General features: G+C 65.4%; 15 protein-coding genes. 4 read left to right on the forward strand and 11 right to left on the reverse strand.

The annotated features are described in order from the left end of the window. Positions 1–9: 9 nt before the first annotated feature. The 4 genes from K414_RS0122750 to K414_RS0122765 form a co-directional block, all read right to left on the reverse strand. Positions 10–1,209 (reverse strand): NADP-dependent malic enzyme, encoded by a 1,200-nt coding sequence (locus tag K414_RS0122750; RefSeq protein WP_027498028.1) that lies wholly within the window; start codon positions 1,207–1,209, stop codon positions 10–12. Positions 1,210–1,479: 270 nt separating this feature from the next. After that, positions 1,480–1,773, reverse strand: coding sequence for a hypothetical protein (locus tag K414_RS0122755; protein WP_051365246.1), 294 nt, complete (start codon positions 1,771–1,773; stop codon positions 1,480–1,482). Next, the gene (locus K414_RS0122760) at positions 1,770–2,384 is read right to left on the reverse strand and encodes a MarC family protein (RefSeq protein WP_027498030.1); all 615 of its coding nucleotides are present in this window, start codon (positions 2,382–2,384) and stop codon (positions 1,770–1,772) included. The genes K414_RS0122755 and K414_RS0122760 overlap by 4 nt, the downstream gene beginning before the upstream one ends. Then, positions 2,381–3,217, reverse strand: coding sequence for a PHP domain-containing protein (locus tag K414_RS0122765; protein WP_027498031.1), 837 nt, complete (start codon positions 3,215–3,217; stop codon positions 2,381–2,383). The genes K414_RS0122760 and K414_RS0122765 overlap by 4 nt, the downstream gene beginning before the upstream one ends. 79 nt (positions 3,218–3,296) lie before the next feature. On the opposite strand from K414_RS0122765, the gene K414_RS0122770 reads away from it, so the two are divergent. Then, complete coding sequence (locus K414_RS0122770; protein ID WP_027498032.1) at positions 3,297–4,385, forward strand: magnesium and cobalt transport protein CorA; 1,089 nt, start codon at positions 3,297–3,299, stop codon at positions 4,383–4,385. Positions 4,386–4,473: 88 nt separating this feature from the next. Here K414_RS0122770 and K414_RS0122775 read toward each other — a convergent pair whose 3' ends face one another. Beyond that, positions 4,474–5,058: a suppressor of fused domain protein gene (locus K414_RS0122775; RefSeq protein ID WP_027498033.1), complete on the reverse strand. Its 585-nt coding sequence runs from the start codon at positions 5,056–5,058 to the stop codon at positions 4,474–4,476. 79 nt (positions 5,059–5,137) lie between these two features. Here K414_RS0122775 and K414_RS0122780 point away from each other — a divergent pair, with 79 nt between their 5' ends. From K414_RS0122780 to K414_RS27755, 3 genes are all read left to right on the forward strand, one after another. Next, complete coding sequence (locus K414_RS0122780; RefSeq protein WP_027498034.1) at positions 5,138–5,854, forward strand: metallophosphoesterase; 717 nt, start codon at positions 5,138–5,140, stop codon at positions 5,852–5,854. After that, on the forward strand, positions 5,844–6,707 hold the full coding sequence (locus K414_RS0122785; RefSeq protein ID WP_027498035.1) for a hypothetical protein: 864 nt from the start codon (positions 5,844–5,846) through the stop codon (positions 6,705–6,707). Before K414_RS0122780 ends, K414_RS0122785 begins: the two co-directional genes overlap by 11 nt. A gap of 124 nt (positions 6,708–6,831) precedes the next feature. Further along, entirely contained in the window at positions 6,832–8,268 is a 1,437-nt protein-coding gene (locus tag K414_RS27755; RefSeq protein WP_051365247.1) for an MFS transporter, read from the forward strand. 67 nt (positions 8,269–8,335) lie between these two features. Here the strand turns inward: K414_RS27755 and ugpC are convergent, their stop codons facing one another. From ugpC to K414_RS0122820, 6 genes are all read right to left on the reverse strand, one after another. Beyond that, entirely contained in the window at positions 8,336–9,505 is a 1,170-nt protein-coding gene (gene ugpC / locus K414_RS0122795; RefSeq protein ID WP_027498036.1) for a sn-glycerol-3-phosphate ABC transporter ATP-binding protein UgpC, read from the reverse strand. A gap of 5 nt (positions 9,506–9,510) precedes the next feature. After that, a complete protein-coding gene (locus K414_RS0122800; RefSeq protein WP_027498037.1) occupies positions 9,511–10,344 on the reverse strand; it encodes a carbohydrate ABC transporter permease in 834 nt (277 codons plus the stop codon). After that, positions 10,344–11,288, reverse strand: coding sequence for a sugar ABC transporter permease (locus K414_RS0122805; protein ID WP_027498038.1), 945 nt, complete (start codon positions 11,286–11,288; stop codon positions 10,344–10,346). The genes K414_RS0122800 and K414_RS0122805 overlap by 1 nt, the downstream gene beginning before the upstream one ends. Beyond that, positions 11,285–12,607 carry an ABC transporter substrate-binding protein gene (locus K414_RS0122810; RefSeq protein ID WP_027498039.1) on the reverse strand — a complete coding sequence of 441 codons (1,323 nt, stop codon included), beginning with the start codon at positions 12,605–12,607 and terminating at the stop codon, positions 11,285–11,287. Before K414_RS0122810 ends, K414_RS0122805 begins: the two co-directional genes overlap by 4 nt. 196 nt (positions 12,608–12,803) lie before the next feature. Next, on the reverse strand, positions 12,804–13,292 hold the full coding sequence (locus K414_RS0122815; RefSeq protein WP_027498040.1) for a general stress protein: 489 nt from the start codon (positions 13,290–13,292) through the stop codon (positions 12,804–12,806). Between the two features lie 99 nt (positions 13,293–13,391). After that, positions 13,392–14,348: a CoA ester lyase gene (locus K414_RS0122820; RefSeq protein WP_027498041.1), complete on the reverse strand. Its 957-nt coding sequence runs from the start codon at positions 14,346–14,348 to the stop codon at positions 13,392–13,394. Between the last annotated feature and the right edge of the window lie 31 nt (positions 14,349–14,379).

Below are 14,379 nucleotides of genomic sequence, written 5' to 3' on the forward strand. Positions count from 1 at the left end.
TCTGTTTTCCTACGCGACGCCCTCGGCTCGCGCTGCTGCCGCAACTGCGTCCGCAACGGCCGGGGCGACGCGAGGATCGAGTGGGCTCGGGACGATTCGGTCCGCGGCCAACTCGTCGCCGAGAACCGAGAGGATTGCCTCGGCAGCGGCGAGCTTCATGCCTTCGGTGATACGGCGTGCACCGGCGTCGAGCGCGCCCTTGAACACACCGGGGAAGGCCAGAACGTTGTTGATCTGATTGGGGAAATCACTGCGTCCGGTCGCGACGATGGCCGCGTACTTCCTGGCCACCTCCGGGTGAATCTCCGGATCCGGGTTCGAGAGCGCGAACACGATGGACTCGGGGGCCATCGAGGCGATGACGCTCTCGTCCACCTTGCCTGCGGACAGTCCGAGGAACACGTCGGCTCCGGCCAGCGCATCGCCAGGTCCCCCGCTCAGTCCACGAGGGTTGGTCCGTGCGGCGAGGTCGGCCTTGACGCCGGCGAGGTCACCGCGATCGGCCGAGACGACGCCCTTGGAATCGAGGACCACGACGTCGGAGATGCCGGCGGCGAGCAACATGTTCGCGCACGCAACGCCTGCAGCGCCTGCACCCGAGACGACCACTCGAAGCCCGGCCAGGTCCCGGCCCTGTACCCGTGCAGCACCCGTCAGCGCCGCAAGGACGACGATGGCCGTGCCGTGTTGGTCGTCGTGCATCACGGGGCAGTCCAGTGCCTCGACGACGCGTCGTTCCACCTCGAAACACCGCGGGGCGGAAATGTCTTCGAGGTTGACGGCTCCGAAACTGTGTCGCATCCGCACGATCGTCTCGACGATCTCGTCGACATCGTGGGTATCGAGCACGATCGGGATGGAATCGAGGCCGGCGAACTTCTTGAACAGCGCCGCCTTGCCCTCCATCACCGGCAACGACGCGCGCGGACCGATATCGCCCAGGCCGAGCACCGCGGAACCGTCGGAGATGACGGCGACCAGTCGGTCGGTCCAGGTGTAGCGCTTGGCCAGTGCCGGGTCGGCGGCGATGGCACGGCTGACCTGGGCCACTCCCGGGGTGTACGCGATCGAGAGATCGCGCTGGGTCTCGAGCGGCGCGGCCAACTGGACCGAAAGCTTGCCGCCGAGATGCCCGGCGAAGATCTCGTCGTCGGTGATCGCGGCCGCAACTGCCGATGGTGTTCCTGTGGTGTCTTCGACTGCCGTCACGGTGAAAGCTCCTCGCACTGTCGGCCTCGACGAGGCAACACGTGTCTACGAAGTGATTGATGCTCGAAAAGGTCGCGGACTACCGGAGGGCGCCAGTGCTGGCTGCCGACTGCCGAAAAGCGTGTCTCGCACGTGCGGCGGGTGTGCCTGCACAGTCAACGATGGGCTGTAGCCGCATCGCTGCAACGGCCCAAGTGTGCCATACCGCCCACCGACCTGACCACAGAGTCAGAAACCAGCGTGAACTACTGCCACCACTGCCCTACTGCCCTACTGCCACCATTGGGTCCACAGGACGAGACCGGTGACCACGAAGACCACGATCGCTCCGAGGAAGGCGGTGAATCCGCGTCGATGATCGGCGATGCGCTGAGCTGCGATGGCGACGACAGCGGCAACGATGTGCACGGTGACCGACAGCGCGCCCGGTCCCGGGTAGCCGCGGGACTGACCGAGATATTGGGTGACGCCGACGCCAATAGCCAGCACCACGAGTCCGGCGGTGACGATGCCGCTGAGCCCGCGTAGGAAGCGCAGCCCGGCACCCGCTCCGGCCCCGCTCATGCTCCGGCCACGAATCCGCGGACGGAGTCCGCGATCAACTGCACCGCGATGGCGGCGAGCAACAGGCCTGCGATGCGCGCCAGCAGCGAAATGCCGCCCTCGCCGAGCAGCCGGATGAGGACGGTGGAGAATCGTAGAATCACGAAGAACAGGACGTGAATCGTGATGATGCCCAAGGCAATTGCGAGCAACGAGCTCGCGTTGCCGTCGGCCTGACTGACGTAGACGATCACCGCGGCGATGGCTCCGGGGCCCGCCATCAACGGCGTTCCCAGCGGCACGAGTGCGACGTTGACGTCCTCGGCCGCCGCGTCGCCGCCCGCGCCCTTACCGGTGAGCAACGACAGCGCGATGAGCAGGAGCAGAAGTCCACCCGCGCCCTGCAGTGCCGGAATGCCGATGTGCAGGTAGCTCAGAATGGCCTGGCCGCCGATCGCGAACACCGAGATGACGGTGAGCGAGACCGCGGGTGCCTGCCATGCGGCCTTGTTGCGCACTTCCTTGCTCTTGCGTCCCACCAGGGACAGGAACACCGGAATCGCGCCCGGTGGATCCATGATCACGAACAGCGTGATCAGAACCGTCAAGTACAGCGTCACGTCGAAGTTCATGACCGGGCCGCCGCGATCAGTCGGTCGTACTGCTCCGGGTCGGTGGTGTACTCGCCCAGCTTCACGGTCTTGTTGGTGCCGTGATAATCCGAGGACCCGGTGACGATGAGGTCCAGCTCCGCAGCCAACTCGGCCATCACCACGGTGTCCTCCGGCGAGTGGTCCATGTGGTGGACTTCCACACCGCCGAGCCCGAGCGGGGTGAGTTCTCGGATGTGGTCCAGATCCAGGATGCGTCCGCGCTTGCGGGCCCGGGCATGCGCGAGCACGCTGACGCCGCCTGCGGCGGCGATCATCTCGACGGCGACGTCGAGTGGAGTGTCGACCTTGCCCACGTAATACTTGCCACCCGTTGCCAGCGGACCGGCGAACGCCGCGTCCATGTCCGAGACGTAGCCGGCCTCGATCAGAGCCTGGCCCAGATGGGGACGACCGGCGGCCTCCCCGGCCGAGGCGAGAACCGCGTCGGGATCGATGGGTAGGCCGTCCGCGGCCATGTTCTCGGCGATGGCCCGCAGCCGGGTCACCCGCTCACCGCGCAGTCGTGCACGCTCGGCGGCGAATGCCTCGTTCTCGGGGTCGAACAGGTACGCCAGCAGGTGCACCGGGACGGGCGTGCCGTCCTCCCCACGACCGGTGCACGACAGTTCCATGCCGCGCACGAGCGTCAGGCCTGCAGGCGATGCGGCAGCGGCCTCGTCCCATCCGGCCGTGGTGTCGTGATCGGTGAGCGCCACCACCGACAGGCCCGCTGCCGACGCAGCGCGAACCAGCTCGGCCGGGCTGTCGGTACCGTCGGACGCTGTCGAGTGGGTGTGGAGATCGATGAGCACCAGAACAGTGTCCCAGGCGTACCGCCGTGATGTTCCGGGCCCACTGTTCTGTCGTTTTCCTGGCGTACGATTGCCCGCCATGCCGTCCCTTCCACCGCGTCCCTCACTGCCCTCGCTGCACCGACGAGGAAACAAGGCCGTTCCCGATTCGAGTCCACGAATACCGGTGCCGACGGCGCGCGCCATCGTCGACTGCGCTGTCTACGTCGACGGCTCCCGGCTACCCGGCCGGTTCACTCACACGTCCGCGATCGCCGAAGTACGAGCCCGCGGCGAGGGGTTCGTCTGGGTGGGCCTGCATGCGCCGGACGACCGTCAGATGAACGCGATCGCTCAGTGTTACGACCTGCACGAGTTGATGGTCGAGGACACCGTGCACGCGCATCAGCGGCCCAAGCTCGAGCGATACGACGACGTCGCATTCCTCGTCCTGCGCACGGTCAAGTACGTCGAACACGAATCGGTGACGACGGCGAACGAGATCGTCGAGAGCGGCGAGATCATGGTGATGGTCGGTCGAGATTTCGTCATCACCGTCCGACACGGCGAACACTCCGGATTGGCCGGCGTGCGCCAGCGCCTCGAGGACAATCCGGAGCAGCTCGCGCTCGGCCCGTCGGCGGTGCTGCACGCGGTGGCCGACCACGTCGTCGACGAGTACCTCGCCGTCACCGACTCGATCGAGAGGGACGTCGACGGCATGGAGGAGGAGGTGTTCTCTCCGCATCACCACGTGCCGATCGAGAACATCTATCTGCTCAAGCGAGAGGTCGTGGAACTACGCCGGTCGGTGACACCACTGTCGACGCCGCTCGCACGACTGGTCCAGGAGCCCAGTGTTCCGAAGTCCGTCCGGCGGTACCTGCGCGACGTGCAGGACCATCACACCACCGTCGCCGAACGTATCTCCGAATACGACGAGGTACTCAGCTCGCTCGTCGACGCCGCCCTGGCTCGGGTGACGATGCAGCAGAACCTCGACATGCGCAAGATCTCGTCCTGGGTGGCGATCGCGGCGGTGCCGACCATGGTGGCCGGCATCTACGGCATGAACTTCGACAACATGCCCGAGCTGCACTGGACCTACGGTTACCACACGATCGTCGCGATCGTCGCCTGCGTGTGCGTCGGTCTGTGGCGCACGTTCCACAAGAACAACTGGCTGTAGATCCTGCGCCTGAGATCTACAACCAGGGACGACCTCCGACAGAAGCGGGTAGCCACCGGAAATCGACACCCTGTGCGCAGGAGCCCGATCAGAGGCTGGCTGCGGACCGGTTGGGGTCTCGAACGTCGATCCCCGCTTCCTTCCAGGCCTCGCGCAACGCGTCCGCCCCGCGCAACCGCACCCAGGCGGCCTCGGTTCCGGTCAACGGCACCGCGGCGAAGAAATGAACCGGATCGAAAGGCTCCGGCAGCGGCAGGTCCGCGATGTCGCTCGGCCCGAGCAGCACGGCCGTGAACGGCGCGTTGGTCCACAGCGGCTCACCGAGATCGAGCAGGGCGTCCTCCACCAGCACGACGCCCTCCACCGCAGGCGAGGCCGCGAGCACGGCCAAGCTCTTGTGGACGCCCGACGCCACGCCTGCGCCACCGCGAAGGGTCAGTACCAGTTCGGCGCGAGGGCCACGGGACGGATCGGCGACCATGTCGTTCGGGTCCGCCATGGGATGACGCGAGCAGCCGAGGCTTACGTACCGCACCACGTCGGAGTCCGCACCGAATCGCAGCACGTCCAGTGACTCCAGGCCGAGGAACGTCACGGACGCGGACGACGGGTTGTCGTCGCCGATCTCGGTCACCAGATGTGCGCGTACCGCGGTAATGACACTCTCGCTCACGAGACCCATCCAACACCACCGGTGCCCGAGAAGTCCGTTCGGAGGTGCCACCGCGGACGAGGTGGGTACCGTCGTACCCGTGGTATCCGTTCTCGCTGTGTCCGACGAAACGATCGAATCTCTGTGGAGTCCGCAGGTGAAGTCGCTCGGCGTCGATCTGATTCTCGGCGCGGGTGACCTTCCGTTCGATTACCTCGAGTACCTGACCGATGCGTTGAACGCTCCGTGCGTGTTCGTTCCCGGCAATCACGACGCGGACCTGACGGGTTATTCGGCCGGGAAGGCCGGCTGGATGCGCGCCGGGCTGCCTGCCACCTGGCCGGGGCCGGTGGGTGCGATCAACGTCGACCGGCGGATCGTGTCCGCTGCCGGTCTGCGTATCGCCGGTCTCGGCGGGTCGATCCGCTACAACGGCGGACCCAATCAATGGACGCAACGTCAGCAGCGCAGACGCTCACGCACCCTCACTCGAACATTCGCGTGGAATCGCAACGTCCGCAAGGACGTACGGCCGGTGGACATTCTGCTCACTCACAGCCCACCCCTCGGAGTCGGCGACGACACCGACCCGGCACACGTCGGCTTCGACTGCCTGGACGAGGTGACGCGTCGGCTCTCCCCACAGTTGTTGTTGCACGGCCACATTCATCCACACGGCCACACCCCGGACGATCTGGCCCTGCACGGGGCGGCGGTGATCAACACCGTCGGATACACCCTGCTCGACGTCGAACCGGGTGGGCAGCGACAGCACGTCGAAGCACCGAGGATCGTGAGGCGCAGACATGGCACGTGACACCGGATTTCCGGCCGCCGACGCGGAGAACGACTTCACCCGCCAGCGTCGACGCGCCGACGTGGCGAGACTCGTCGGGTGGCTGCGGCGTCAACCCGACGACGTCAACACCATCCTGCCGTTCGACGAGGTGGTCGCTGCCCTCGGCAAGGTCGGTGAACGGCACCTGGGTCTGCAGGTCATTCGCGTCGAGACCATCGTCGGAAGTGTCGACCGCACCCGGGACTTCGACAGGTTCTTCAGGCCGACCTCGGCGCGGATCAGGGAACGCTGGCAGCGGTTGGCGGCGGCGCAGCGCCGCGGTGAAGCGATGCCGCCGATCCAGGTGTACCGCATCGGCGGCATGCACTTCGTCGTCGACGGGCACCACCGGGTGTCGATTGCGTTCGCGATGCATCGCACGACGATCGACGCCGTCGTCACCGAGATCATCACGCGTATCTCCCCCGAGGGCATCACCCGGCGCGGCGATCTGTTGATCAAGGATCATCGCCGCATCTTCCTGAGTCGCGTGCCCCTGGTGGGACGCGCACGCGAGGCGGTACAGGTCACCGACCCGTTCGATTACGCGCAACTGAGCGAGTCGGTGGAGGCCTGGGGATTTCGGCTGATGCAGGAACTCGGGGAGTTCGTCGACCGCGGAACGGTCGCACGACGCTGGTTCGGTGAGGAGTACCTGCCGGTGGTCCGCATGGTCCGGGCGGCCGAGATTCTCGAAGACCGCACCGATGCCGAGGCCTATCTGTGGATGAGCCGTGAGCGCTATCGGCTGGTGCGCGAGCACGTCTGGAACGACGAGATCGTCAGTGAACTCCGGCAGAAGGCCCTGGGGAAGCCCAACCGGACGCAGTAGCTCCTCCGAGGCACCTCGGCTCACACCGGGGAAACCGGTACCCGATAATTAATTAGATGCGTTCAACATTTTAGTTCGATCGGTTCGTATTTTCGGTTGTCATAGGTAACGAGGTAGCTCTTCCATGTCCACCCGCCGCACGCTGCTGCCAGGACTCTGTTTCATCGTCATGACCCTCGCCGTCCTGCAAACGATGGTCGTTCCCATCGTGGGCACCATCGGCACCCAACTGGGCGTCAGCACCACCGCTGCCGGGTGGGTGCTGACGGCGAACCTGTTGGCCGCGGTCATCGCCACCCCCGTCATCGGCCGACTCGCCGACCTGCACGGCAAACGCCCCGTGCTCATCGGCGTCCTGACCGTCGTGCTGGCCGGGTCGCTGCTGGCAGCGTTGACCGATTCACTGACCTGGCTGCTGGTCGGCCGCATTCTGCAGGGCGTCTCGTACGCCCTGTTCCCCATCGCCCTGGCGGTGTTGCGCGACGAGATGCCACCGCGCGCACTCGTCGGCTCGATGTCGATCCTGTCCGGCACTCTCGGCGTGGGCGGCGGATTCGGATTGGTGCTGACGGGGCTGCTCACGGCCAACGGTGCCGACTACCACCGCGTCTTCTGGCTCACCGTCGCCATCGTCGTGGTTGCACTCGGCATCGCGTGGTTCGGTGTCCCGGCCCGACCGCGTAGCGGCAGCGGGTCGGTCGACTGGTGGGGTGCCGTGCTTCTGGCGGGCACACTCCTGCTGCTGTTCCTGGCCCTCACCCAGGGCCGCACGTGGGGCTGGGGTTCGGTGGCCACCATCGGATGCGCTGTCGCGGGCGTGCTGCTGGGAACAGTCTGGTGGATCTTCGAGAAACGCATCGATGCCCCGCTCGTCGCACCCCGCATGCTCACTCACGGGCCACTGCTGGCCACCAACGTCGCCACCCTGTTCGTCGGCGTCGGAATGTTTGCCAACTTCCTGGCCTGCTCCTACTTCGTGCAGACCCCACGTGCCGTCGCCGGCTACGGATTCACCGCCAACGTTCTCGAAGCGAGTGTCGTGTACCTGCTGCCCGGTGCAGCGGTAGGAGTGGTGGCCGCGGTGATCAGCGGTCGCCTCATCGGATCGTTCGGGCCGCGCCGAGTCCTCGTCGGCGGTGCGGTGATCGGCGTTCTCGGATTTGCGTTCGTCGCGGTGGCCCATGATCACACCTGGCAGCTCATCACCGCGGGCATCGTCATCAACACGTTCGTCAGCCTCGCGTTCGCGGCCCTGCCCAACCTGCTCATGGCCGAGGTCAGCGCGGCGGACACCGGCGTGGCCAACAGCGTCAACTCGATCGTGCGCACCGTCGGCACGTCGATCGCGAGTGCGTCGCTGTCCACCGTGCTGGCGATGTTCACCATCGACGGCACAAACGTGGCCCGCGAGAGCGCGTACACCGCAGCCTTCGTCGCCGGTGCCGTGGCCTGCGCCGTCGTCGCCGCCGCAGCCCTGGCCATCAGAAGCACCCCGGCAGCGCGGCAATCGGTGCGGGTCGCCGAGTCCGAACCGAACACCACGTCGAACGTGCCACTGTAGAGCCTGCGGCATGTGAATGGAACTTCGTAGTGGGCTACGAAGTTCCGCTCACATGCGGCGCAGCCGCTCAGATTGTCAGGTTCGCACCCGACGCCTGGTCGAACACCGAGATCTTGCCCGGGTCGAACCACAGTTCCACCTGACCACCCTCGGCGGCCTTGGATTCGGCTGCCAGACGCGCGACCACCTGTGCGCCACCGAGATCGGCGATGCCGGCATCGGCGGCCAGCTCCTGGAGTTCGCTGGACTCGACCTTGGCACCCTTCAGCGTGAAGTAGACGTACTTGTCGCTGCCCATGGACTCGAGCACGTCGACGGTTGCGGTGAAGGTGGCACCGCTCATCTTCTGGTAGCCGTCGATCAGTGCCGCGTCCTCGAAGTGCTCGGGACGGATACCGACGACCACCTCGCGGCCCGGGTTCTTGGCCTTGATCGCGTCCATTCGCTCGAGCGGGATCTCGATGTCGCCGAGGGCCGTGGACACTCCGTTCGAGGTGAGCTGTCCCGGAACGAAATTCATCGAGGGCGATCCGATGAAGCCGCCCACGAACAGGTTTCGCGGCTTGTCGTAGAGCTCCTGCGGAGAACCGATCTGCTGCACGAGCCCGCCGCGCAACACCACGACGCGGTCGCCGAGGGTCATGGCCTCGGTCTGATCGTGCGTGACGTAGACGGTGGTGGTGCCCAGGCGCTTCTGCAGCCGCGAGATCTCGGCGCGCGTCTGGACTCGCAGCTTGGCGTCGAGGTTGGACAGCGGCTCGTCCATCAGGAAGGCCTTGGGGGTGCGAACGATGGCGCGGCCCATCGCAACTCGCTGTCGCTGACCACCGGAGAGGTTGGCGGGCTTCCGGTCGAGGTGCTGACTGAGATCGAGGATCTTGGCAGCCTCTTCGACCTTGTCGTTGATCTCGGTCTTGGAGAGCTTGGCGAGCGTCAGCGGAAAGGCGATGTTCTGCCGGACCGTCATGTGCGGGTACAGCGCGTAGGACTGGAACACCATCGCGATGTCGCGATCCTTCGGCGCCTTCTCGTTGACGCGCTCCCCCGCGATCCGCAGCTCACCGGACGAGATGTCCTCCAGCCCGGCGATCATGTTGAGCGTGGTGGACTTTCCGCAGCCGGACGGTCCGACGAGGATGATGAATTCGCCGTCGGCGATGGTGATGTCGACGTCGCTGACGGCAGCGGCGCCGTCCGGGTAGAGCTTGGTGACTTTGTCGAGAACGATTTCGGCCATGACGGTTATCCCTTCACTGCGCCGGACGTCAAGCCCGCCACGATACGTCGTTGGAAGAAGAGCACGAAAATGATGATCGGGATGGTGATGACGACGGCGGCTGCCGCGATCGATCCCGTGGGCTCCTCGAACTGAGAGCTACCGGTGAACTGCGAGATGGCCGCCGGGACGGTGACCGAACGTTCCGTCGCCGTCAGCGAGATGGCGAGCAGGAGGTCGTTCCAGGCGAAGATGAACACCAGGATCGACGCGGTGACGATACCGGGTGCCGCCAGCGGGGCGATGACCTTGCGGAAAGCCTGTGCGGGCGTTGCTCCGTCCATCTTCGCCGCCTTCTCCAGCTCCCACGGGATCTCGCGGAAGAACGCGGAGAGGGTGTAGATCGCCAACGGCAACGCGAAGGTGATGTACGGGATGATCAGACCCGGCCAGGTGTCGAACAGACCGAGCGAGCGCGAGATGTCGAACAACGGTGTCACCAGCGAGATCTGGGGGAACATCGCGATCAGCAGAGCCGCACCGACCAGGAGCTTCTTGCCCGGAAAGTCCAGCCGGGCAACGGCATACGCGGCCATGGTGCCGATCACGACGGCGATCACCGTGGTGATCAACCCGATTCCGATGGAGTTCACCAGCGCCGAGGTGAACTGGTTGGTGGAGAAGATGCCCTTGTAGTTCTCCAGAGTGAACGACTGCGGGATGAACTTTCCGTCGGCGATCGTGGCCGTCGATTTGAACGACAGGCTGATGATCCACGCCAACGGAACGAGCGCGTAGAGGAGGACGAGGACGTTGACGACCGTCCAACCGACCTTCTTGCGAGGCGTAACAGTGGTCATTACTTGCGGCCTCCGTCGTCGGATCCCGGTGCCGAGGCACCGAACAACTTGATGAACACGAACGCGATGATCGCGACGCAGAAGAAGATCAGAATGCTGATCGCCGACCCGAGTCCGAGGTTGAACGCGCCGAACAGGTTGTTGTAACCGAGAATCGACACCGATCCTGTCTCGTTGCTCCCTCGGGTGAGGACGTAGATGTTGTCGAAGATGCGGAACGCGTCGAGCGTGCGGAAGAGGACCGCGACGAGAATTGCCGGCTTCATCAACGGAATGGTGATCCGCATCAGCCGCGTCCAGCCACCCGCTCCGTCCACCTCGGCGGCCTTGAGCAGATCGTCGGGCACCAGAGCCAGGCCTGCCAGCAGCAGCAGGGCCATGAACGGGGTCGTCTTCCACACCTCGGCCAGAACCACGATCGCGAGCGACGGGAACTGCTCGGTGAGCGGCGCGCTGCCGTCGGGCAACAGGTTGGCGAGATAACCGGTGCCCGGGGTCCAGGCGTAGTACCAGCTGTACGCGGCGGCGACGGTCACGATGCCGTACGGAATGAGCACCACGGTGCGGACGAGTCCGCGGCCGAAGATGGTGCGGTGCATGACCAGAGCCACTGCCAGACCGAGGATGAACTCGATGATCACCGAGATGATCGTGATGCCGGCGGTGACGCCGAATGCCGTCCACCAGTAGCCGTCGGACAGCACGGTCACGTAGTTGGAGATGCCGACGAATTGGCGATCCTCGGGGAACGCGAGGTTGTACTTCTGCAGACTGAGCCAGAAGGCGTACACGATCGGGTAGCCGGTGACCGCGAGCATCAGGATCGCCGCGGGTGCGACGAGGAGCAATCCCAGGCGTCGTTCGGCTTTCTTACCGTCGGAGATGTTCTTCAGAGCCGCCTGCCGATCGGCGGGCTGCGGCTGCGATTCGGTGGGATCGCTCATGGAATCAACCCTTCGGAATTGACGGCCTTGCTGACCAGTTCTGCGAGCTTGTCCACGTCGGCAACCGGATCGATGTTCTGCGGCGGGTTGAGGGCATCGGTCAACAGAATCGAAATGCTCTGGTAGGCAGGCGAAACGGGCCGCACTGCCGCGGACTCGATGGAACCGAGCACCCCTTCCCATGCGGGATAGACGGCCTGGAACTCCGGATCGGAGTACAGCGACTTCAGCACCGGGGGCACGCCGCCGTTGACGGCGTTGTTGCGCTGATTCTCCTGGTTGGTGAGGCACTCGACGGCTTCCCAGGCGAGGTCCTCGTGCTGAGTGGTCTTCGCGACGCCGATGTTGAAGCCGCCGATGGTGACCTTGGCGGGCTCCCCCGCGTTCACCTCGGGATACGGAGCACTGCGGAAGACCTCGGCGATGCGTGCATCCTGCTGATCGGCAGGCACATTCGCCAGATCGAGGAACGACACTGCCCCGGCGACGGCGTTCTCCTTCAGGCCGGGAAGCACGAACGGGTAGTTGACCTGGAAGGCCATCCGCCCCGACTCCATCCCGAGTCGAGCTGTCGCCTCGTCGCTCTGCGAGACCGATGGATCGCGGCCGTCGGCCGTGGCCACCCGCTTGATGATCTCGAGGGCCTTCTCGGTGGCGGCGCGGTGCTCGGGAGTGTCGTTGAGGGTCACCGTCGTTCCGTCTTCGGCGACCACCGACCCACCCGCGCTCTCGAGCAGCGAGTTGAACCAGACCATGAAGCCCTCGTACTGCTTGGCCTGCACACCGATCTGAGCGGGCTTACCGGCGGCCGCGTTGGCCTCGGCCACGTCGATCAGCTGATCCCACGTCTGCGGCGGGGTACCGCCCGGCACCTCGTCGGGCCGGTACCAGAGCAACTGGGTGTTGGAGTTGAGCGGAACGGCGTAGAGCTGGTCCTGCCATTCCGCGGTGGCGAGCGGGCCTTCCAGGGTGGACCCGTCGCGCAGCTTCGCCGAGAGGTCGTCCGGGACGGGCAATGCCCATCCGGCCTCGGCGAATTCGGCGGTCCAGACGACGTCGAGCGTCATCAGATCCAACGTCTTGTCGTTTCCGGCGAGACGCCTCGCGAGCTGCAGGCGCTGATCGTTGGCACTCTTGGGCAGTGTTCGCTGCTCCACCCGATACCGGCCGTTGGAGGCGTCCGAACACACCTGTGCCGCAGCGGCGTACTGCTCTGCGCCGTCTGCGGCAGTGTAGAAACTCAGAACCGGAACCGAACTGTCCGACGAACCACACGCTGCGAGCAACGGACTCGTCACCAGAGCCGCTGCCGCCAACACCCCTATCCTCGTTGCTTTTCCACGCCTACGACCACGATGTCTCGGCACTGTCCCGCCTCCGTACGTTCGGTTACTCGCGCAGCCCTTGTGTCGGCACTGCCGTGCACGAGAGAAACGTAACCGAACTCACTGGCCTCGAGGGCGATTTGGGGCTATTCCGTTACCTGTCGGTTGCCTGGTCGTCCAACCGTTGTGATCAAATCGACAGTTTGGCGAGCAGGTCGCGTGCTTTCTCTGCCGTCCGGGGCTCGCAGATGACGTCGTAGCGTCCGGCGACCAACTGCATGCTCGACGCGAAATCACGCTGTCCCTTGGTCGCGGCATACGGAATGGACGCCGAGATCAGGCCGAAGATGATGCCGCCGCCGACGCCGATGAGCAACGCGCCGAAGATGTTCTCGCTGAAGATCCCGAGGACGAGACCGAGGAACACGCCCAACCATGCACCCGAAACGATGCCTCCGCCAATGACTTTGGGCCAGGTGAGCCGGCCGAGAACGCGTTCGACCTGCATCAGATCGACGCCGACGATGGTGACGTCCTGTACCGAGAATTCCTCGTCGGAGAGGAAATCGACGGCGCGCTGCGCCTCGGCATAGGTGGGGTAGGAACCGATGGGCCAACCGGACGGCGGCGTCGGCAGTCCTTGCCCTGGGCGGCCCGGCTGTGAGAGGGGATTGGTCATGACTCCATTGTGCCCCGAAACGGACTTTTCTGGTCGCTTCTGCAGGCTCCGCTCCGGCACCGTCACACCCATTGTTCGGCCCTCGGACAACCGCCTCGATCAGGAGATCGGCGGCTCGAACGTCTTCGTGCGTGTCAGACCGGCCGCCCGCCCCTTCGCCGAGACGACCAGCGCCATCTTGCGGCTCGCCTCGTCGATCATCTCGTCGCCGAGCATCACCGCACCGCGAGCGCCGCCCGCCGCCGAGGTATGGAACTCGTAGGCGTCGAGAATCATCTCGGCCTTGTCGTAATCGTCCTGTCGTGGCGCGAAGATCTCGTTGGCCGCCTCGATCTGCGTCGGGTGCAGCACCCACTTACCGTCGAACCCGAGGCCGGCCGTCCGTCCCGCGGCCCGGCGAAACGCGTCGAGATCACGAATCTGCAGGTACGGGCCGTCGATCGCCTGCAATCCGTGCGTCCGAGCCGCCAGCAGGATCGTCATCAGAATGTGGTGATAGGCGTCGCCGGTGTCGTATCCCACCGGCTGTTCCCCGACGACGAGGGTGCGCATGTTGACGCTCGCCATCAGGTCGGCCGGCCCGAACACCAACGTCTGCACCCGGGGGCTCGCGGTTGCGATCTCGTCGATGTTGCGCAGGCTGCGTGCGCTCTCGATCTGCGGCTCGATGCCGATGGCCCCGACGTCGAGACCGTGCTCCTTCTCGAGCTGAGTGAGCAACAGATCCAACGCCTGTACGTGCGCCGCACACTCGACCTTCGGCAACAGGATGGCGTCGAGATTTCCACCCGCCCCGGAGACGACGTCGATGACGTCTCCGTACGTCCACTGCGTCGTCCAGTCGTTCACGCGCACGACCTTGAGCTGATCGCCCCACCCGTCGGAGTTCAACGCGTCGACGATGCGTGCGCGGGCCTCGACCTTGGCGATCGGCGCGACGGCATCTTCGAGATCGAGGAAGATCGCGTCGGCAGGCAGGCCCTTGGCCTTGGCGATCATCTTGTCCGAACTGCCCGGAACGGCCAGTACCGATCGACGCAATCCCGAAGCACCCATCGAAAGCACTACCCCTGTCTGATTCACCCGC

Source organism: Rhodococcus sp. JG-3 (genome assembly GCF_000482405.1).
GTDB classification, from domain to species: domain Bacteria; phylum Actinomycetota; class Actinomycetes; order Mycobacteriales; family Mycobacteriaceae; genus Rhodococcoides; species Rhodococcoides fascians.